Source organism: Sulfolobus islandicus Y.N.15.51 (genome assembly GCF_000022485.1).
Taxonomy (GTDB): domain Archaea; phylum Thermoproteota; class Thermoprotei_A; order Sulfolobales; family Sulfolobaceae; genus Saccharolobus; species Saccharolobus islandicus.
Genome location: NC_012623.1, coordinates 514,513 through 533,502, shown reverse-complemented (window position 1 = coordinate 533,502; position 18,990 = coordinate 514,513). Strand labels below are relative to the sequence as shown.

Here is an 18,990-nt window from a genome sequence, read left to right as displayed (position 1 = left end):
GAAGACATTAACCATGTGATTGAAAAATTAGCTGAGATAGTAGGCGAGGAGTGGGTAATATCAAGTGATGAAGCCAAGCTGTATTCTTATCCTGCATTTATACCTTTGAAAATAGAGCCACCACTAGTTGTTTTACCTGGAAGCGAGGAGGAAGTAATTTCCTTAGTGAATTTTCTTAACGAGAATAATATAAAGTATCTAGTAAGGGGTTCTGGGACAAGTTTAAGCGGGGCAACTACTCCGACACAAGGAGAGGTCATAATTTCGTTAACAAGACTAAACAGAATTTATTCACTGGATAATTTTGAAATCACCGTAGGACCAGGATTAGCAAACTTTCTAATTAATAAAACGTTAAGTAATCCTAACCTTTTCTATGCCCCAGATCCTTCAAGTTATGTAGTATCATCAATAGGTGGTAATATAAGTCACGACTCTGGGGGGATGCACACTCCAAAATACGGCACCACTTTCGATAGTGTAATAAAATTAAGGGTTCTTTTAAGTGATGGAAAGGTTGAGGAAATTGGTGGTAATAATTTCTTTGATCCTACATCAATATTTGTAGGTGCAGAGGGTACTTTAGGGGTTATTTTAAGAGCAACGTTAAGGTTATTTCCAAAACCCGAAGTTAGTAAGACCCTTCTAGCAGCGTTCAATTCAATTGACAATGCCGGAAAAGCCGTTGTAAGTGTTTATAAATCTGGGGTAACACCAGCTGCAATGGAGTTTCTGGATAAGAATTCCATAATTGCAATAGAGAGTACTCAATATAAGGCAAATTACCCTATGGCTGAAGCTATCCTTTTAATAGAACTAGACGGATACAGTGCAAATGTAGAAGAGGAAGAGGCTAGAGTAGTAAAGGTGGTAAGGGAAAATAATGGTGAAGTTTTCATTCCCAAAGATGATGAAGAGAAAAACAGATGGTGGTGGGGCAGAAAAGGAGCTTTTCCGTCTTTTGCCTACTATTCTCCAGCTTATTTAACATTAGACGCCAATGTTCCTAGATCAACTTTGCCAACTATGTTGAGATTCACATATGAAATCAGTAAGAAATATGGATTGCCAGTTGCAAATAGTTTTCACGCAGGGGATGGCACTTTACATCCGCTAATAGGATTCGATCCTAAAAACGTTGATGAGACAATTAATGCAATTAAGGCAGCTGAGGAGATAACGAAACTTGCTATAAAATTAGGTGGGGTACCTAGCGGGGAACACGGTATCGGAATAGAAAAGATAAAGTTTATGAAGCTTTATTACTCAGAAGACGACTTAACCTTAATGCGAAGACTGAAGACAGTATTTGATTCCAAGAGACTTCTAAATCCATGTAAGTTAGTCCCCCCAGCTAAGAATGAAATATGTAATACCGTTAATAGGGTGCATACTTACTTGTTGGAGGGAGATATATGATCTCATCTTTGAAATTAACTGAAATGTGTACCCATTGTGGATTTTGTCTAGAAACTTGCCCAACTTATGTTGTAACTAGAAACGAAGTTCACTCACCAAGGGGTAGAATTGAGGCCGTAAGGCTTGGAATAAACAGTGTTGGATTTGAGACGTGTATGTATTGTAGATTATGCGAAACTGCTTGTCCAGCAGGCGTTAAATACGGTCAAATTATCACGCCAGTTAGGAAAAGCTCCACAAAGAAAACCCTAATGGAAAAGATGTTAGAGAACCCAAAATTACTAAGCAAGTCATTAAAACTGTTAGATAAGGTAAGTAGCTATCCAGAGGTGGAAAGGTTTATGAAATTCATTAAACCTAATGAGATCTCAGAACCATTAGAAACTAATGATGAGGGGGACATAATATTATTTCCTGGTTGTATAGAATCCGTTATATTTAGAAGAACTGTTGAAAAGGCTTACAAATTCTTAAGTAAAAATTATAAGATAAAAATTATTAATGGATGTTGTGGTTTAGCTCATATAAGTAATGGAAATCATGAAGGGGCTAGAAAGTTAGCAATGAAACTTGCTGAAAAGGTTAAGGGTAAAAAGGTCATAACATTACAGTCTAATTGTGCTGCATTTATGAAGGAGTATAAGGAATGGTTTGGTATAGAAATCAATTCAAATGATTTTGCAGAATTTTTAATCAAAGAAGGCATAGAATTACCTAAGGTTAGTGATACATTTACTATTCACTATCCTTGTCATGCATATAGGCAAAAGCTAACTACGCATATTCGTAATGCAGTCGAGAAAATGGGGGTTAAAATAAGTGAAATGGAAGATCCACATTTTGAATGTGGTGCTGGTGGAGACTATTGGATATCTCATCCTAAGCTGTCTGATATGGTAATAAACGTTAAGAAGGAAAAGATAGCTAAAAGTAAAGCTAAAAAGGTTATTGTAACAAATAGCGTTTGTGCATTAGCCATAAGGTCAATGGGTTATGATGTATATCATATTGCTGACTTATTGGATACCTAATAAATTCCATCTCTCGTTAGAATATTTTTCCTTGTAAAGTCTATTAGCTAATTTTATTTCGTTCGGAGTTAGACTCCCCATAAATACGTCTTTTTCATTTAACGCCTTAGCGAAGCCTTTTATCATTGCGTCGAATATTTGATCTAATCCCACTTCCATAAACTCAAATAAGCCCACTATCCTACTTTTTAAGAACTCTTCAGTAACTTCTGGTGCTCTAATAACCTTTAGCCAAATTTCTGGTTCAAACTTAAGCAGCAATGTACCATGTTGTAATAACGCTTTATCATCCCTTACTTGAGCTGATCCAGATATTTTTCTCCCGGCTACTACCACATCGCTTGATCCACTCCTCAAATAGCATAAGTCATGTTTTTTCATATCCCCTAAGCCTCTAATATCAACGTTCTCCCCTAAGATTTGAAGAGTATATAATATGCCCTTAGCGATCTCTATGGCAGATTCATCAACACTAGACTTAGCTATTGTACTATTTGTTGACAATACTACACTATATGTAATCTCGTTATCCTCTGGGTGTAACAATGCCCCACCACCAGTGGGTCTTCTCACTAACCTAAAGCCTAACTCCTTAATCTTATCCAAATACGATGCGTTGGCGTTCTGTCCCCTCCCTAGGCTTACTCCAGAGGGAGACCACATATATAGTCTTAACGTATCGTAATTAACAGTATTTCTATTCAGCATTATTGCCTCATCAATTGCCATATTATAACATGGATCTCTAGGACCATCGACTATTACTCTTAGCATTTTCAATCGCCTTAAAATATGCCTCTTTCGCCTTATAAGAGGTTCTAGCTAATGGTAAGGAGAGCACTGCTGAAAAACCCATAGAGTAGGCTATTTCCTCAAGCTTCCTAAATTCCTCAAAAGTATAACGCTTCTTAACCTCCAATTGTTTACGACTAGGCCTCATGTATTGTGAAAGTACCAATATATTAACTCCTACACTTCTCAAATCTCTCATGGTCTCAATTATCTCATCCCAGGTCTCACCAAAACCTAAGAGGATCGAGGATTTTTTTATTACGTTTTTTGCGTATTTTAAAACGTTAAGGCTTTGTTCATATGATGCTCTAGGGTCTCTTACTATTGGCGTTAATCTTCTTACAGTCTCAACGTTATGTGCAAATACGTCAACTCCCGCATTAATTACCTTTTTGACTGAATTAATATCTCCCCTAAAGTCTGGAGCTAAAACTTCGACTATTACAGATGGGTTAAGTTCCTTTACTGTTTTTACTACGTTAACGAAGTGTTGTGCTCCCCTATCAGGTAGATCGTCTCTATCAACACTAGTTATTACAACATAATCCAGTTTCATCTCCTTTACCGCTTCTGCAACTCGCTTAGGCTCTTCATCGTCCAATGGCGATGGCTTCCCCTTTAATACATAACAAAATCTGCAACCTCTAGTACAAATGCTTCCCATGATCATAAATGTTGCAGTCCCAGATCCCCAGCATTCCATAATGTTTGGACATAGTGCCTCTTCACATACAGTAGCAATACTTTTTGTCTTTACGATCTCTGCCACTCTTTTGAAGTTTTCATTCTCGTAAACTGTAATTTGAACTTTTTTCTCCATCGTCTAAACCTCTATTAATGCTATAACTGATCCCGGCAATATCTTATCTCCTTCTTTTACCAAAACTTTAATTACCTTGCCATTGTACTGGGATAAAATCTTCAATATTGCTTTCTCAATTTCAACCTCAGCTATAACATCTCCTATTTTAATCTCACTTCCTTCTTTTATGTATAATGAGACTATTTCGCCTCCCCAATCTCTTCTTCTAGGCCATATATCTTCAGGGATCTTTAACTCAGCTTGCACAAACTATAAATTGATAATGGAAAATAAAAACATAGTGAAGCTTAGGGTATTATTAAAGGAATATCCTAATGATCCCTATTTGAATGTTGCAATGGACGAAGCACTTTTATTAAATAGTAAAGATGTTCCTACTTTAAGAATATGGAGAAATGATAAGAGCGTAATTTTAGGAATATTGTCAACTGTTAATGATGAGGTTAATTTAGAAATGATTAAGAAATATGGTGTAAAATTGGTTAGGAGGATTAGTGGGGGAGGGTCAGTCTTTCATGATATGGGGAACATAAACTATACTTTCATAACAAACGGTCAAGGTGGCATAGATTACCTTTACGGCTATTTACTAAAAGGCACGATTAGTGCTATAGAGAGTTTAATAAATGATAGAGTTGAGGTTTATAACGAAACTGATATTGCGTTTAAGGGTTACAAGATTTCTGGTAATGCTGGATATATAAATGAAGATAGGTATCTTTTACATGGCACTCTTCTCGTTTCATCTAATTTGGATATATTGCATAAGGTATTAATCATACCTCCTAAAAATTACATAAAAAAAGACAATATTAACATGATAAAGTATAAAGTCAGCAATCTCCTAAACCTGATAAACGGCAATATAAGCTATGATGAAGTAGTTGAAGTTTTCATAAGAGGTTTCTCGTCACTCTTACATTGTGATGATTATTTTTTAGACGATATAAGTGATAGGGAATTGAAGCATGCAATGAGGCTGGCTAATGAAAAGTACTCCAAAAAAGAGTTCATTTATAAACGTTAACATCTCAACTTCTTTGCAACTTCTGCAACTCTTTTACCTAGGAACTTCGCAATCTTAATCTCATTTTCATCTAACTCCTTCTTATTTCCCAAGTGCGATGCCCCATATGGGCTTCCTCCAGTCGTAGTACTTGAGACTTCCTTTATTCCATATCCTAATGGAACTATTATCATTCCATGATGATAAGCGTAGTTCGCCATTGCTAATATTGTACTCTCATGTCCTCCATGTATTGTTGATGCCTCTGTGAAGAATCCCACTGGTTTTCCGTACAATGCCCCTTTCGTCCACAATTCAGCAGTTTGGTCTAAAAATAATTTTAGTTGACCAGTCATATTTCCATATCTAGTTGGAGATCCCATTACAATTCCATCAGACCATTCAAGATCTGATAGCGTAGCCTCCGGTATATCCTTAACAGTATCAATAGGGATTCTAAACTTCTTAACCATTTCCTCTGGAAGATATTCTTTTACTCTAGCCAATTTGACTTCTTTTGCTATTTCCTTAGCTCCTTCTGCTACATTTTTAGCTAAATCCACTATCGAACCATATCCATAGAATAGGACAAGGATTTTAGGGCATTCCATAAGGTAAGAGTTTCATGACAACTAAAAAAGTCAACTAAGCTAGAGATAAAAAATATCGATTTAAGTAAAATTAGTCAAAAAAGTTATTTAGAAACCTTTTGCCCTTTAATCTCCAAAACTCCTCCTATTATGCTCAGAATTGAAAGTATACACGGTGCAAAGAGGCCCAGTATACCTCCACTAACCATATACTTCCAGTTGTTCTTATATACACCATATAATGTTGTTAAAGAACCGATTAGCCCTATTATTCCTAAACCTATTACTGCATCTCCAGTGATGAGTAATATTTTTATAAGATGATCAATTAGTGGTTCTCTTGTAGTTATACTCACCAAACTAGCTATTAGAACAATAATACCACCTATACCACTTAGTGTTCTTCCAATCATTTTTATCACCTATATTTCTATAACACCGTTAATAGCTTAAAATTTTTCTCCGCTTTCCTACGTAATAACAGATCTTGTTCATAGAGTACTGAATATTAAAAATACTATTATTGATTTTTAAAATATAAAGTTTGCTCCAAAGAATGAGGAAACTAAATTGTCAGGCTTATTTACTGTCTAATCAAATTCCAGATAATTTAACATTAGGATCATAAAACCATATAACATTAACATTTGGGCGATTCAGGTCTCTTTTGCGAATTGTAATTTGTGAATAAGATGGATAAAACAAAGTAAACTACTGAGCGTGGATCTCCACCTAGTCAGTGGGGTGGTATTTGATTAAATTCATTACGATTCTTTAAATAAACTGAATTCGCAAAGGATGCGTGAATGACCCTAACATTTATCTACATAACATTTATATATGCTCACTTATTTCCTTTTAATTTATTGGATTATACAAATAAATCTAAAAGAGTTAAAAAAGAATAACCATTTAAAATTATGTAAATTCTATCCCTGTTATATCTTATTGTTCTACAAAAGTATATACTTTAACATACTTTACTTATAGCTAACTTTATCCATAATTATAGTTGGTGATAAAATGGCTTTATTCATAGATCCGTTAACAAGTCAACTTATAGCCATGGCAGTTAGCTTCTTCGTATTAGCCTATTCCTTAATTAAGACCTTTAGAGTTCACAGTACAGTAGTCGACTATAGAATGCTATGAAGAGTACTTACGTACCACTTCTCGCCTTAGGAGGCTTTATGGCAATTACGGGAATTTACGGATTACAAAGTTGGGGGGTTAAGGGGGCGAAAAGCCTCGCCTCTCTGCGGTAGACCCAAAATCATATTAGAAAAAATATTTCTGATAGGATAATATCGAATTTATAAACGATAAAGAAATTTATAAGAGTATAAAGAATTCAATTGAAGAAAGGGTTTAAGGTGAGGGAGATGGAGTATTACCACGTGAGATAGGAAGATGGTAACACCCGGTCTCCCTCACCAAAATAACATTCAACAAATAGGATATAAATTACTTTCCATGTTAGACTTCCAAGGGGAAAAGGTAGAGAAGGTAGCGAAAACTCTCATCTCCGCGTGTTTGTGGAACGACTCTGTAGAGAACAAGTCCAGAGCGTATGACGTATCCCCACAGACCGTGAGGAATTACGTAGAGAAGCAAGGGATGGAAGTGATTGAAAAGCTATTGGAAAGAGCTAGGAAAATATCCTTGGAGATATTAAAGGGGGTAAAGGAGATAGATCTTTCAATAGACTGGACAACCAAGACGTGGTATGGGAAACCAGTGAAAGGGAGCTCTGAAAAAGGAAACTCGTGGAACTACGCAACAACCAAGTATAAGGGGAAAGTACTTTTACTTGCCTTTATTCCGCAAGTGAACGGTATGACTAAGGACGAGATAGTGAAGGTTCTTGTGGAGCAAGTAATGGCAATGGGATTCAAGATAAGGTTGATAACTCTTGACGCTGGTTTCTATACTGTTGATGTGCTCAATTTCATTTCACAGTTTAAGTATATAGTTGCTGTGCCTGTTGAAGATGTTAAGGTGTTTGAGGAGTTTGACGGGGATTACAAGACTAATAGTAAGAGGCATAGGAGGGATGAGCAGGTCGAGTTCAGGCTTCTCGTGTACAGCAAGGAAAAAGTGAGGAGAAAGAGTGTTGTTTATTTTGCTAGGGCTACTAACCTAGACCTATCCAAGAGGGAAGTGTTGGATTTGTACAATAAGGTAAGAGGTCCCATAGAGACCTCTTATAGGAACATTAAGGCTTTTCTTCCATTTACTGGTTCTACTAAGTTTGTTTTTCGCACGTTGATCTTCGTGCTGGCCCTTGTACTCTACTCCTTATATATCATATTCAAGGGGGAGGTGGGGAGAGAGGAGTTTAGATTATTATTAATTCTTTTATTTCCTGATTTATTCAATCCAGAGAATTTTACATTTAATGTAATTGAAACACTTATTTACACTATAGATTTATTTTTAAGGAGGTGATTTTGGGTCTACCGTTCCAGGGCGGTGAGAAAGTCAGTATTGCCCTAATTCGCCCTAGCGTTGAGGCTAAAATTGGTGAGAATAAGGTACTTAGCGCTAAAGTTATCTCGGATATGGCGTATATTGGAGAAAGTGAGGAAGCTGTAGCGTGAAACCTTAAGTTGAACCATAGAGATAACATTGGTAATAGAACACCAGCACCTAATCCTATAATCGCCTCAGTTGAAAGCTTTCCTAAAATCTTAAAGGAAGAGATCTTAAGTGTCACTCTACTTGTTCCCTTATAATTTTCCCTAACTGGAATTACTAGTAATAAGGATAGGAATGTTACGATACCGTCAACTATTATAATACCTTTAAAGTTTAGTGCTGTTGGCAGTAAGGAACCAATAACTGAAAATAAAATGTTCAAGGATGACCTATAAGCCATTGCCTTATCTAAATCTCCACTTTTCTCAGCTAGTATTGAAGCTATTAGACCAAAGCCTTGGTTTGCAAAAAGATATGCATAGGGGGCTATTAGGAGTAGGAGAAAGGAGAGTCCTCCAATACCTCTAGATATGTATACGAACTTCTTTCTCCCATAAGCGTCTCCCAATACTGACCAGAGTAAAGATAATAATGTATTAACTATTATATCGCTACCCAATATTGCTCCTATTGTTAAAGGATTTAGACCTAGTGATTTCAGATATAACGCCATTATTACAGTATCTGCTCCCCAAGTTATTCCCTCTACGGAAGAAGCTAATACTAATAAAAAATCCTCTCTTTTCACACTATATGATAAACACTTATGTTCTTAAAAAGTTGTTAGAAATATAGGTACCATCATGTATTGAAACAAAACATACTAAAGAACGGCTCATTAGTTAAGAGATTAGCTGTAATATTTAAATAGCGATGTGTAAAGTATAAACATATGCAAACTGAAAGAGTAGTAATATTAGGAGGAGGATTTGCTGGAATTGCAGCTAAGTTGGTATATCCTAATGCAATACTTGTTGACGAAAAGGATTTCATGGTGGTTACTCCAAGGTTAGTAGAGGTTATAGAGAAAAGCCTCCCTTTATCTCACGCTTTAATTCCTAGGAAAGTTGACGTTAAGGCTAAGGTTTTAAAGATTGACTTTAAGGAGAAGAAAGTAATAACGAGTGATGGTGAAATTAGGTTCGATAAGCTAATAATTGCGTTGGGTTATGAGCAAGATTTAAGTAAGATAAAGGGAGCTGAAAAGTACGGTATAGGATTTACCTTGGAAAATGTAGAAAAGATCAAGTCATTTAGAGAAGGTTCGATAGTTACGATTCTTGGAGGAGGAGCACTTGGCGTTGAGTTAGCTGGAGCGTTAAGGAAGAGGGGCTATACTGTAAATTTGGTTGAGGCAGAAAATAGATTAGTACCCTATCTGATACCAGATTTCTCTAATGAGGTTCAAAAGGTTTTGGAAAAGCAAGGCGTTAACGTAATTTTAAGGGCTAAGGTAGAGGAAGTAAAGGAAAATGAGGTAATTACCACGCAAGGAAGAATAAGGAGTGATTATATAATATTCTCTGCGGGTTTTTCCGGCCCCAAAATAATAAATGAAATCGGATTATCAAATAGGAACAATAGGATGTTAGTTTACAGATTCCTCAGATCAGTAGATTATGATTTCGTTTATGGCGCTGGTGATTGCGCTAACTTTAAGGATGGGTTCATACCACAATCAGCACAAGTTTCCTTACAGGCTGGTGAGGTTGCTATGAATAATGCAATAAAAGATGAGAAAGTCGAGTTTAAACCAGTACAGAAGGCTATAGTATTTAAGATTGGTGAAGACTATATTGGTTTGCTAAAGCACACCGTAATAAGCGGTCCCATAGCGTCACTCATTAAATCCTTTGCTATCAGTTCTTTAGAAGGTAAGGTTAAGAAACTGAATAGATTTATTCTAGCTATGTGAACTGACTTATCCTTTAACCTATCCTAGTTTTCTATTTTAACGTGATCTTGGAGCATTAAGTTTTCTAAATAAAAAAAATTGGGAATTGTATACAGTTAAATATCATTTAAGAATTGAGGTATAATTGAAGGAGAATTGATGAAACTACTCCTTCTCTATATTGCCCTTTGTCTCATGCGAGATAGTACTTACCGAGCTTATTAATGCACCAAGAATAAGCACAGTTATCATTTCCACAAGTGGGAATAACGTTATTGAGGTAAAATAAAGGATGGCTGTGAGAAGTAACGGGATGAAATTTCCAACTAGGAATCCTATATTCCAGCTTAAAGATACCCCAGTGCTTCTGATTTTAGTTGGGAAGTTCTCATTTACGTAGCTCATTATTCCACCACCTCCAAATACAGATACGAAAGCCAAGATTGAAACAAAAATGGGAATTAACGATCTTGAAGATATGGACATTAATATGAAAACTGGTGAAAGCAAAATTCCCAAAATCCCACCTATCATTGATATCTTCTTTCTGCCAATTCTTTCGCTCAATTCACCTCCTATAAATGCTGAAATGATAGCTATTACACTATATATCAAGGACATATATCCTATTTCAACCTTTGACAAGTGATCGACGGCATAAAGAAAGTTAGGTAACATGACGTTAACTAATGCATTCATTGAAGCCCAAAAGGCCGTTAATGTTGATGCCAATATAAATTGCCTCTTGTATGACGAGATTAACACCTTAGCAGGTGATTTAACTCTCTCCTTATTTCTCCTAAACCTTAAGGACTCAGGCATTAAGAGTCCAAAGGGTAATATAAGAAGAGAGGTCAAGAACATTATTCTCCATCCTATTTCAGTATAGTTAGAACTACCTATTACGGTAATTATCATGAAAAACACTATTGATGCTAGTAGGTACGCTGAACCGCCAACAGCGAATCCAGATCCTCCAAACCAACCTCTATGTCTTTCTGGCAAATCCTCAACACCTACTACAGTAATTCCAGTGGATAATCCTCCCGTAAAGAAACCTTGTATCATATATAATAGCACTAACAAAGAGGGTGAGGGATCCGGAATTAGCGCTACTACAACTAAAGGCAAAGCTGAACCTAAACTGGACATTCTGGTAACCACTTTCCTACCATACCTATCGCTTATTGGTCCCAATACGTAAGCTCCAGGGACTCTCATTATTACGTCAACCAATAGTAAGCCATAAACACCTAATAGTGAGGGTACGTATGAACCTTTAAATAACGTTTGAGAGATATATGGTGAGTTAAATACTAACAATATTGAATAATTATATACCAGAAATGTATAACTCATGAAATTTAGGAATATTAACTTAATTTCCCTGCTTGAGAGTGAGCTCATCTCGTTTAACATTTAACGTTTAACTAAAAAATAATATCGGTCTTCCCTCAGATAATATAATCTCTTAAAAACTCTCGTGTACTCATCATTTGAAATACTGTATTTAGCAATTGTAATAGACTCCCTCTCTTACACCATAGGTACACTACTTTACGGCTCACCAATTCCAGTGAGAGGATTAAAAGAGATGGGTCATAAAATGATCGTTAACTCGATTTACGTAGCAGTATTAGCTAACATCTTTGGCCTCCTCCTTTCCATACTATCCCAATTGCAAAAAATATTAGGAGTAAATTGGAGTATCTTTTACTTAGACATAGGTCTTCTTCAAATCCAAACAAGTGTAGCCATCAATATGGGGAAATTCTTATACGGTATTATAGTACTAATATTCTATTACTTTAAGGTACCTAGCCAGTTCTACTCCTTAGTAACGCCACTTTTACAATATATTTCATTCCTAACAGACATACTCATTCTATTAAACTTCTACATGGACTTGGGTCTTTTCATTCACTCATCATATATGGTACTAATCGCAATTGGAATACTATTGATGGCTCTCCCATTTCAGATGGGTAAAGGAATTGGAGCCATGTTAATAGCTTTTACGATAGTGTTTTACGTGGGGCTCCCCCTTTTACCAATACTGATATCCAATAGTTCCCCTCTCCAAAACCAAAACTTTGTCTTACAAGACATTGCATTACAAACTGAGGAGTTCTATGCCCAAATTCCAGCTCTATTTTACTCCTTCATCCTAATTCCATTAACGTATATGGGAGTATTGGTGGGATTTTCCTTCATTTTGCAGAGTTTTATAGGAGGTTATATTGGGAAATTACCAATTCCGGTTGAAATTTAATGGAAAATCTATATAAACAAGTTAATTACCTTTTATTTGTATGTTATTGCAAACAAAAGATGAAGAAGAGAAATTGATCCTCTCAACAGTTGACCAATTGATGAAAAAATACGATGAGAAATATTGGTTGGATAAAGATCAAAAGAGGGAATTTCCAATAGATTTCCTCAATGACTTCATAAAATTAGGATTAGGGTCAATTTTAATGCCAGAAGAATATGGCGGGATAGGGAAAGGGGTTAAACTAGCTTGTCTAATCCTCTATACTCTCAATCTAAGGGGTGGTAATTCGTATTTTGTACATGGACACTACTACAACACTGCGCTACTATCAAAACACGCTGGTAAAAGAGTAAGAGATAAATACTTCAAGGATATTACAAATGGCGCTAAAGTATTATCATTAGCCCTAACTGAACCAGAAGTGGGGTCAGATACAACAAAGATTAAGACAGTTGCAGATAAAGTTGGAAATAATTTCGTTATAAAGGGTCACAAGATATTCATTTCTAGGGTAAAACACACTGACTTTATGATATTGGTAGCTAGGACAACACCTTATGACAAGGTTGAAAAGAAGACCGATGGCATAACCTTGTTTTTAGTTGATCTAAGAGAGGCAAGGGAAGGAATTGAGATGAGGGAAATAAAGACCATGTCAAATACTAATGCTTACGAAATGTTTATAGACGGTCTTAAAGTGCCAGAGAATAACGTTATAGGAGAAGTTGGAAGGGGATTCTATTACTTGCTTGACCTATTAAATGCTGAGAGATTTATGATAGCTGCAGAAATGATAGGTAACGCAGAATGGTTCATAAATAAGGCTGTGGAATACGCTAATAATAGAGTAGTTTTTGATAAGCAAATAGGTAGCTTCCAAGGCGTACAATTTCCAATAGCTAAAGTGTATGCTCAATTAGTATCCCTCTCCTCTTACTTTAGTGAAGGTTTGAGAGCACTAGAAGAAGGGAAGGATACAAAAACTATCGGAAATTACGCAAACGTATCAAAATATCTGGCAGCTGAAATAGCTTGGGAGGCTGGAAATGTGGCAATGGACGTTTATGGAGGTTACGGATATGCTGTAGAAACTGGAATAGAAAGGAAACTTAGAGAGACTAGATTATATAAGGTAGCCCCAATATCACAAAACTTAGTATTAGCATACATTTCTCATCATATATTAGGTCTTCCTAAATCATATTAGTATTTAATATTCCTTTTTCAGCAAGCTTTTTTATATCCTCTTCCGAATATCCTAACTCAAGTAAAACTTCTTTAGTGTTCTCACCGAGTTTAGGTGCTTTACTCTTATTTGACGTTACGTTTATGGGGAAATTGATGTACTTAACACCCTCATTCTCGTAAACTAACCTATTACCATATTTTTTAAATGCCTCTTCAAGGTTCAATATTGGAGCAATTGGCACATCAGCTTTACTTAATAAATTTACCCAGTAGTCCCTAGTGTTTTTCTCAAAAATTCTGCTTAACTCGTTTATTATATAATTTCTATTCTCAACCCTCTTTTGGAGAGTATCGAACTTAGCTAAATCCTCCCTATTTATTGCCTTACAGAGCCTCAAATATTGCTCATCATTAAATACCGCAACGTATATGTAACCATCCACAGTCTTAAATGCCTGATAAGGTACTAAATATCTATGCGCAGAGCCCATCCTCTTGGGAACTTTCCCAGTATTTAAATACATGTAAGCGTCTTCTAGGGTCAAATAAAATTGAGTATAGATCATTGGAACATCAATAAAAGATGGACTTCCCCTATTTAAGGCCCATAATATCATTATACTAGCGAGTAGCCCAGTAGTGATATCTGAAATTGACGTAGCAAACTTTACCGGATTTTCCTCACCAGTCATGTCCATTAATCCACTTAAGGCGAGAATTATAGTGTCATAAGCTGATCTATCAGCTTCTTCAGTGAAATTACCGAAACCGGTTATTGAACAGTAAATTATTTTAGGATTAATCTTTTTAACACTCTCGTAATCAACCTTGAGCCTCTTTAATGCAGAGGGTCTATAGTTAGTAACTATAACGTTAGCAGTTTTAACTAGCCTTTGGAAGATCTCATAGCCCTCATCACTTTTCAGATTAATTACCACGCTCTTCTTACCCCTATTCGTACTAGCAAAGTAAATACTAATCCCATTAATTTCAGGCTTAACCCTTCTCCTATCGTCACCGTGAGGAGGTGGCTCAACCTTAATTACTTCCATACCTAAATCAGCTAAGATTTCTCCAACTAGCGGTGCGGATATATTACTCCCTAGTTCGATAACCCTAATTTTCTCCATATCTTACGTTAAAAAGTAGAAGATAAATAAGATTATTTGCATAAAATTTCGAACATCTCCCCTTTGCAAAATTTATTAGTTTATTTAATTTATAAACACATATGAGTATCGCTGGGAGAATAGAAAGACTACCTTGGACTTCTTTTCATACGAGACTCTTAGCCCTCTTAACTCTGGGAGAGTTCTTCGAGCTCTACGATCTATTTACTGGAGGCTTCGTAGCATCACAAGTGGCATCGTTTTTTAAAGTATCATCGGCAACTGGAATCTACTATACTGTTGCAATCTTCTTTCTAGGAGCATTCGTAGGTGCGATAATTTTCAACTATATAGGAGATTCAGTAGGTAGGAGGACTGCACTGATAATCAACATGGCAATAACCTCTATCACCTTACTGTTGATACCATTTTCTCCAAATATTCTAACTTTTGGAATATTAAGATTTATAGCTGGTGTAGGAGTTGGACCAGAGGCAATATTAGTTTTAGACGTTTTAATAACGGAGTTCTTTCCGTCGACTGTAAGAGGCAGAACGTTAGCAATAGGTTATACTGCAGCGTGGACTGCACCTATAGTCGTCGCAATTCTAGCTTATCTTCTTCTGCCTCATAAATACATTCTATACGGTTGGCAATGGCTATTCATAATAGGAGGCTTAGGTATACTTACAATAATACCATTTAGATTCCTAATTCCAGAATCTCCTAGATGGTTAGAAAGTAAGGGAAGATTGGATGAGGCTGAAAAAATAGTTAGAAGGATGGAGGAAATAGCTATTAAGGAAAAGGGGCAATTGGGAGAACCATTACAAGTCCAAGTTATAACTTCACAAAGGGTTACAATATCTGAACTATTCTCGCCACTGTATAGAAAGAGGACAATAATGCTATGGGTTTTTGAATTCTTACAAGCTGGCGTATATTACGGTTTTGCCGTTGACAACAGTTTTCGATAAACCGTGAATTTTATGTCATTTGATATCATTTAACATTCCTAATCCTTTTAAGGCTATTAAGTAAGCTGAGGCTGTATGCCTATCAAAACCCTTCTCCCTCATCACCTTCTCGTGGTCTTCTGAATTAGTAGTACCCTTAGGATTAACTAGAATAACGTTAAAACCCAACCTTAACGCCTTAATAACACCGTGGATTAATAATTGCTTCTTAGCAAAACGCGTTATCTTCCTATTACCGCTTTTGCTCCTCGTAAACTTCCTCTTCTTAACAAGGAATAAGTCCTCAAATACTACATAATCAACACCAATCCTTGATAGGAAATTAAGGGCTTGTGATAGAGCATTCAAACGCAAAGCCATAGCTTTCCCTTTAGGAAAGCCTGGTCTAGTAACATCCGAATACCACCACGTCTTTTTAGTAACAACTTTACCCTCCTCATTAACCACAACAACGTTCAACCTATCACTATTTAAATCAAAACCGGCAATCAAACCGTAACCCACAGGTTTTGGTGAAGAGAAGTGCTTTAAGTACAACCAGAGTGGGATTTGGAGGTGGATCATCGGCTTTTCTTCAAAAGAAATTACAGCACCGTAACCCTCCTCCTTATTACTCGCCAACTCTTCCAACTCATGGAGTAGTGATAAGTACTCCTTTCCAAAATATGCTTTCCCATAAACCCACTTACCCCACGGGTCTTTAACTTTAACTTCAACGTGGTCTTGAAAAACGTGGAACTTCACATTCCTATTGCCCTTATCACTTTTATTCCCCCTACTGGCAAACCAGAATTTCCTTATCTTAGCGTGCAAAATTTTATCCTTCTCTTCTTCTCTCTCCAACAAGCCATCAACAATTGTCTTAGCTTGCTTTAAAGCTGTTTCGAGGTAAATGTAGTTTGGTAAAACGTTGTAAAACTCCTTGGTTAACTCATCAATACTCTTCCCGTCAAACAATGGTTTAATAGCACTCTTAACTACTTGTGAGTAAGCCCTAGCAATTCTAACAACCCTCTCTTTCTCGTTAAATAAGACTCTACCATTTATCGTAACGAATTGGAAGTTATCTAGTGCTTCCCTAGACCCTATCAATTTATTCCTCATCATCTGGTAAGATAACAATTACGATCACCTCCTTACCGTATAATTTCTCACCCTTATCCCTTAGTTTTGAAGGTATAGTTATACCATATCTCTTATTCCCATACTTATCTGTGCCATAACTTGAGACCGTTGATCTGAAAACTATTTGCTCCATAAGAGTGTTAGAAGCAATAAAATTTATAAATTTTTGTGCTAATATTTAATTGGAGGATGCCACAATGAACTCGATGAGCAATGTGAGGGGGAGGAAGGCACCCAATGAAACTCCCCATGTCCTTGAAGGGAGTGGTTTAACTACCGCTCCCGTAGACGGCATGGGGAGCTGGACAGGAGGAATGAGGACGAGAGATTGAATACAAATTCATGAAACCTCAATGAAAGTCCGACCCCTCACTGGCCCCATCAGTACTATTTGCGAAAGGTTTCACATTAGTACATACTCTACAGTACACGATGATAATCTATACCTCATACTTTATTAGTTCTCTAGCATCAATATTTATCATAGATAGTCAAAAGTTTAACAGAAAATGGCAGGTAAGTATTGTAATGTTATTAATGGGGTTAGTAGGACTAGCTTTTGGATTCTCCTCCTCTCCTCTGGAGGCAGTAGCAACTGGCTTCACATTTGGTTTCTTATCAAATATATTTTCCAATGCTTTCCATCAATACGGCGCTGAGCTATATCCAACTAGAGTAAGGGCTTTTGCAGATGGTGTACAGTACTCATTAAGTAGATTAGGAAACTACATTTGGTTAACTCTCTTACCAATAGTGTTATATAGTAACGGACCAGTTTCAATGTACACAGTGGTATTCATAATGGCTCTTATAGTAACTCTAGATGTAGCAATTTTAGGACCTAAGGCTTCAAAGATTGAACTTGAAGAATTATCAAAATAAATAATTAAAAAAGTTTATAATTTTTGTTATATTAAAACGTATGTATTGTAACCTTGTTCCGGTATATAATATATTTGGGGATAGTTAGTTTTACCATTTCCGTTAGGCCAATACCATAATATTCCAAGGATCGTAGGAGGAGGCGGGTAGCTTGGATTCACAAAATACCAATAACCTATCGCATATAAATTATTAGACTTTGCTATAGTCCAATTGTAATTATAAGTATTGTTGTATAGCGGACCATTCTTGAACATTGTACTCGAAACGTTATAGAAGTTAGGTAAACCTTGATTATTTTTCAAGGTTACAAAATAAGCTTGAGATATTGCAACAGTTTTTAATGATGAGCCAAACTTAACTGTTGATATGTATCCATTAGATTGCGTAGTAGTTCCTAATGTGGTAGTGTTGAGCCATTTTTGACTACTCAAATTATAAATTGTAAAACTAACCTCTTGCGATGATTGTAGCTGACTTCCTAAGCTAAAGTTAATGAAATACCAATTGTTTTGATAAAGCGTTATCAGATAGGTTTGGGCTATATATTCATTACTAGACAGATCGTAGGTCCCAACGTACAACTTATTCCCAATAACCCAAACTAAAATTGAGAAATCTTTATTATTAGTAGGTGTAATAGCTACGTTAAGAAGATAAGTCTTAGTAGTTGCATTAGAGATAAGCTTGAACCATAGTCCAAAGCCTAATCCAGTCTGGCTTGTTACTTGATGCGGAGGTTTAAAATTAGTATTTTTAGAATTTCCCACATAGTTTCCACTCCCAGATAATACATAAACCCCTATTCCGGCATTTGATGGGTTCAAGTAAGTGTAATCTAACCTATACCACTTACCTTGATAATAGTACAATATCCATAACATAATTATCTGGCCATTCGAGACTTTAGCCGATAATATATAACTCCGATTTGAAGTCAGATTATAAGCATAAACGCCGTTAATTTTACCAATCAACTGGGTTTGTTGAGGCAAATAGACATTACCATTGAAGGCAAATTTAGTATTTAATGGGATATACCCATTAGTCATAGAAAAGAATATACTAGCGTTTTGGCTATTGCTAGGGAGAATATAAAATGGGTTCAACCTGGGTGAAGCAACGAAAGGTATAACAGTCACATACTTAGTAGGGGAGTTAATCCATATTAAGTAACTAACATTAAAGTAGTTATAACTAGGTGGTAATCCTTTAAACGAAACTTGTGAAACTGCTACTTGAACAATTTTAGAAATACCTATCACATTCTCCTCTTGTAAGAATGCAAGACCTTGAACTGAAAAGAATGCTGAGTATATTGCAAACGCAGAGAGAGCTATTATAACAGTAACGATTATTATCAACAAATTCGTAATTGCACTAGGCATATATAGAATATTA

General features: G+C 36.1%; 18 protein-coding genes and 3 pseudogenes. 10 read left to right on the top strand and 11 right to left on the bottom strand.

Going from position 1 to position 18,990, the window contains the following annotated elements; translation table 11 throughout:
- Positions 1-15: 15 nt before the first annotated feature.
- Both YN1551_RS02770 and YN1551_RS02765 read left to right on the top strand, forming a co-directional pair.
- Entirely contained in the window at positions 16-1,419 is a 1,404-nt protein-coding gene (locus tag YN1551_RS02770; RefSeq protein ID WP_012717156.1) for an FAD-binding oxidoreductase, read from the top strand.
- Positions 1,416-2,450: a (Fe-S)-binding protein gene (locus YN1551_RS02765; RefSeq protein WP_012714268.1), complete on the top strand. Its 1,035-nt coding sequence runs from the start codon at positions 1,416-1,418 to the stop codon at positions 2,448-2,450. The genes YN1551_RS02770 and YN1551_RS02765 overlap by 4 nt, the downstream gene beginning before the upstream one ends.
- Here the strand turns inward: YN1551_RS02765 and YN1551_RS02760 are convergent.
- The 3 genes from YN1551_RS02760 to YN1551_RS17370 are packed head-to-tail and all read right to left on the bottom strand — an operon-like array spanning position 2,436 to position 4,311.
- The gene (locus YN1551_RS02760) at positions 2,436-3,224 is read right to left on the bottom strand and encodes a lipoate--protein ligase family protein (protein ID WP_012717155.1); all 789 of its coding nucleotides are present in this window, start codon (positions 3,222-3,224) and stop codon (positions 2,436-2,438) included. The genes YN1551_RS02765 and YN1551_RS02760 overlap by 15 nt on opposite strands.
- The gene (lipA, locus tag YN1551_RS02755; RefSeq protein WP_012717154.1) at positions 3,196-4,062 is read right to left on the bottom strand and encodes a lipoyl synthase; all 867 of its coding nucleotides are present in this window, start codon (positions 4,060-4,062) and stop codon (positions 3,196-3,198) included. Before lipA ends, YN1551_RS02760 begins: the two co-directional genes overlap by 29 nt.
- Positions 4,063-4,065: 3 nt before the next feature.
- Positions 4,066-4,311, bottom strand: a complete 246-nt coding sequence (locus YN1551_RS17370; RefSeq protein ID WP_012712172.1) for a biotin/lipoyl-containing protein — start codon at positions 4,309-4,311, stop codon at positions 4,066-4,068.
- 16 nt (positions 4,312-4,327) lie between these two features.
- Between YN1551_RS17370 and YN1551_RS02745 the strand changes: the two genes are divergently transcribed.
- Positions 4,328-5,092, top strand: coding sequence for a lipoate--protein ligase family protein (locus tag YN1551_RS02745; protein WP_012953163.1), 765 nt, complete (start codon positions 4,328-4,330; stop codon positions 5,090-5,092).
- Here the strand turns inward: YN1551_RS02745 and wrbA are convergent.
- Both wrbA and YN1551_RS02735 read right to left on the bottom strand, forming a co-directional pair.
- Complete coding sequence (gene wrbA / locus YN1551_RS02740; protein WP_012714272.1) at positions 5,089-5,682, bottom strand: NAD(P)H:quinone oxidoreductase; 594 nt, start codon at positions 5,680-5,682, stop codon at positions 5,089-5,091. The two genes, YN1551_RS02745 and wrbA, sit on opposite strands and share 4 nt — an antisense overlap.
- 83 nt (positions 5,683-5,765) lie before the next feature.
- Positions 5,766-6,074 (bottom strand): hypothetical protein, encoded by a 309-nt coding sequence (locus YN1551_RS02735; protein ID WP_012712175.1) that lies wholly within the window; start codon positions 6,072-6,074, stop codon positions 5,766-5,768.
- A gap of 610 nt (positions 6,075-6,684) precedes the next feature.
- On the opposite strand from YN1551_RS02735, the pseudogene YN1551_RS18060 reads away from it, so the two are divergent.
- Positions 6,685-6,887: pseudogene (locus YN1551_RS18060) on the top strand (DUF981 family protein); the annotation flags it as partial.
- Between the two features lie 184 nt (positions 6,888-7,071).
- Positions 7,072-8,109 (top strand): ISH3 family transposase, encoded by a 1,038-nt coding sequence (locus YN1551_RS02725; protein ID WP_012717153.1) that lies wholly within the window; start codon positions 7,072-7,074, stop codon positions 8,107-8,109.
- Here the strand turns inward: YN1551_RS02725 and YN1551_RS02720 are convergent.
- Positions 8,084-8,887, bottom strand: coding sequence for an MFS transporter (locus YN1551_RS02720; protein ID WP_012717152.1), 804 nt, complete (start codon positions 8,885-8,887; stop codon positions 8,084-8,086). The genes YN1551_RS02725 and YN1551_RS02720 overlap by 26 nt on opposite strands.
- A gap of 144 nt (positions 8,888-9,031) precedes the next feature.
- Between YN1551_RS02720 and YN1551_RS02715 the strand changes: the two genes are divergently transcribed.
- Positions 9,032-10,054 (top strand): NAD(P)/FAD-dependent oxidoreductase, encoded by a 1,023-nt coding sequence (locus tag YN1551_RS02715; RefSeq protein WP_012716564.1) that lies wholly within the window; start codon positions 9,032-9,034, stop codon positions 10,052-10,054.
- 144 nt (positions 10,055-10,198) lie between these two features.
- On the opposite strand, the gene YN1551_RS02710 is transcribed toward YN1551_RS02715, so the two are convergent.
- Positions 10,199-11,452: an MFS transporter gene (locus tag YN1551_RS02710; RefSeq protein WP_012716565.1), complete on the bottom strand. Its 1,254-nt coding sequence runs from the start codon at positions 11,450-11,452 to the stop codon at positions 10,199-10,201.
- A gap of 64 nt (positions 11,453-11,516) precedes the next feature.
- On the opposite strand from YN1551_RS02710, the gene cedA reads away from it, so the two are divergent.
- Together cedA and YN1551_RS02700 are read left to right on the top strand one after the other, a co-directional pair.
- The gene (gene cedA, locus YN1551_RS02705) at positions 11,517-12,305 is read left to right on the top strand and encodes a DNA import protein CedA (RefSeq protein WP_012716566.1); all 789 of its coding nucleotides are present in this window, start codon (positions 11,517-11,519) and stop codon (positions 12,303-12,305) included.
- A gap of 40 nt (positions 12,306-12,345) precedes the next feature.
- Positions 12,346-13,515 (top strand): acyl-CoA dehydrogenase family protein, encoded by a 1,170-nt coding sequence (locus YN1551_RS02700; protein ID WP_012712181.1) that lies wholly within the window; start codon positions 12,346-12,348, stop codon positions 13,513-13,515.
- On the opposite strand, the gene YN1551_RS02695 is transcribed toward YN1551_RS02700, so the two are convergent.
- On the bottom strand, positions 13,502-14,626 hold the full coding sequence (locus tag YN1551_RS02695; RefSeq protein ID WP_012717151.1) for a CaiB/BaiF CoA transferase family protein: 1,125 nt from the start codon (positions 14,624-14,626) through the stop codon (positions 13,502-13,504). The two genes, YN1551_RS02700 and YN1551_RS02695, sit on opposite strands and share 14 nt — an antisense overlap.
- A gap of 101 nt (positions 14,627-14,727) precedes the next feature.
- On the opposite strand from YN1551_RS02695, the pseudogene YN1551_RS02690 reads away from it, so the two are divergent.
- Positions 14,728-15,561 (top strand): annotated as a pseudogene (locus YN1551_RS02690) (MFS transporter); the annotation flags it as partial.
- Positions 15,562-15,597: 36 nt separating this feature from the next.
- Here the strand turns inward: YN1551_RS02690 and YN1551_RS02685 are convergent.
- Both YN1551_RS02685 and YN1551_RS16970 read right to left on the bottom strand, forming a co-directional pair.
- The gene (locus tag YN1551_RS02685) at positions 15,598-16,689 is read right to left on the bottom strand and encodes a hypothetical protein (protein WP_048052272.1); all 1,092 of its coding nucleotides are present in this window, start codon (positions 16,687-16,689) and stop codon (positions 15,598-15,600) included.
- Positions 16,676-16,840 carry a hypothetical protein gene (locus tag YN1551_RS16970; protein WP_009990129.1) on the bottom strand — a complete coding sequence of 55 codons (165 nt, stop codon included), beginning with the start codon at positions 16,838-16,840 and terminating at the stop codon, positions 16,676-16,678. Before YN1551_RS16970 ends, YN1551_RS02685 begins: the two co-directional genes overlap by 14 nt.
- A 236-nt stretch (positions 16,841-17,076) precedes the next feature.
- Between YN1551_RS16970 and YN1551_RS02675 the strand changes: the two are divergent.
- A pseudogene (locus YN1551_RS02675) lies at positions 17,077-17,589 on the top strand (MFS transporter); the annotation flags it as partial.
- 26 nt (positions 17,590-17,615) lie between these two features.
- On the opposite strand, the gene YN1551_RS02670 reads toward YN1551_RS02675, so the two are convergent.
- On the bottom strand, positions 17,616-18,977 hold the full coding sequence (locus YN1551_RS02670; RefSeq protein ID WP_012717149.1) for a hypothetical protein: 1,362 nt from the start codon (positions 18,975-18,977) through the stop codon (positions 17,616-17,618).
- Positions 18,978-18,990: the final 13 nt, after the last annotated feature.

Coding starts and splice junctions, on each gene's coding strand:
- YN1551_RS02700 (WP_012712181.1), top strand. CDS start 12,346: ATGTTATTGCAAACAAAAGATGAAGAAGAGAAATTGATCCTCTCAACA.
- YN1551_RS02685 (WP_048052272.1), bottom strand. CDS start 16,689: ATGATGAGGAATAAATTGATAGGGTCTAGGGAAGCACTAGATAACTTC.
- lipA (WP_012717154.1), bottom strand. CDS start 4,062: ATGGAGAAAAAAGTTCAAATTACAGTTTACGAGAATGAAAACTTCAAA.
- YN1551_RS02695 (WP_012717151.1), bottom strand. CDS start 14,626: ATGGAGAAAATTAGGGTTATCGAACTAGGGAGTAATATATCCGCACCG.
- YN1551_RS02725 (WP_012717153.1), top strand. CDS start 7,072: ATGGTAACACCCGGTCTCCCTCACCAAAATAACATTCAACAAATAGGA.
- YN1551_RS02735 (WP_012712175.1), bottom strand. CDS start 6,074: ATGATTGGAAGAACACTAAGTGGTATAGGTGGTATTATTGTTCTAATA.
- YN1551_RS02765 (WP_012714268.1), top strand. CDS start 1,416: ATGATCTCATCTTTGAAATTAACTGAAATGTGTACCCATTGTGGATTT.
- YN1551_RS02745 (WP_012953163.1), top strand. CDS start 4,328: ATGGAAAATAAAAACATAGTGAAGCTTAGGGTATTATTAAAGGAATAT.
- YN1551_RS02670 (WP_012717149.1), bottom strand. CDS start 18,977: ATGCCTAGTGCAATTACGAATTTGTTGATAATAATCGTTACTGTTATA.
- YN1551_RS02760 (WP_012717155.1), bottom strand. CDS start 3,224: ATGCTAAGAGTAATAGTCGATGGTCCTAGAGATCCATGTTATAATATG.
- wrbA (WP_012714272.1), bottom strand. CDS start 5,682: ATGGAATGCCCTAAAATCCTTGTCCTATTCTATGGATATGGTTCGATA.
- YN1551_RS02715 (WP_012716564.1), top strand. CDS start 9,032: ATGCAAACTGAAAGAGTAGTAATATTAGGAGGAGGATTTGCTGGAATT.
- YN1551_RS16970 (WP_009990129.1), bottom strand. CDS start 16,840: ATGGAGCAAATAGTTTTCAGATCAACGGTCTCAAGTTATGGCACAGAT.
- YN1551_RS02710 (WP_012716565.1), bottom strand. CDS start 11,452: ATGTTAAACGAGATGAGCTCACTCTCAAGCAGGGAAATTAAGTTAATA.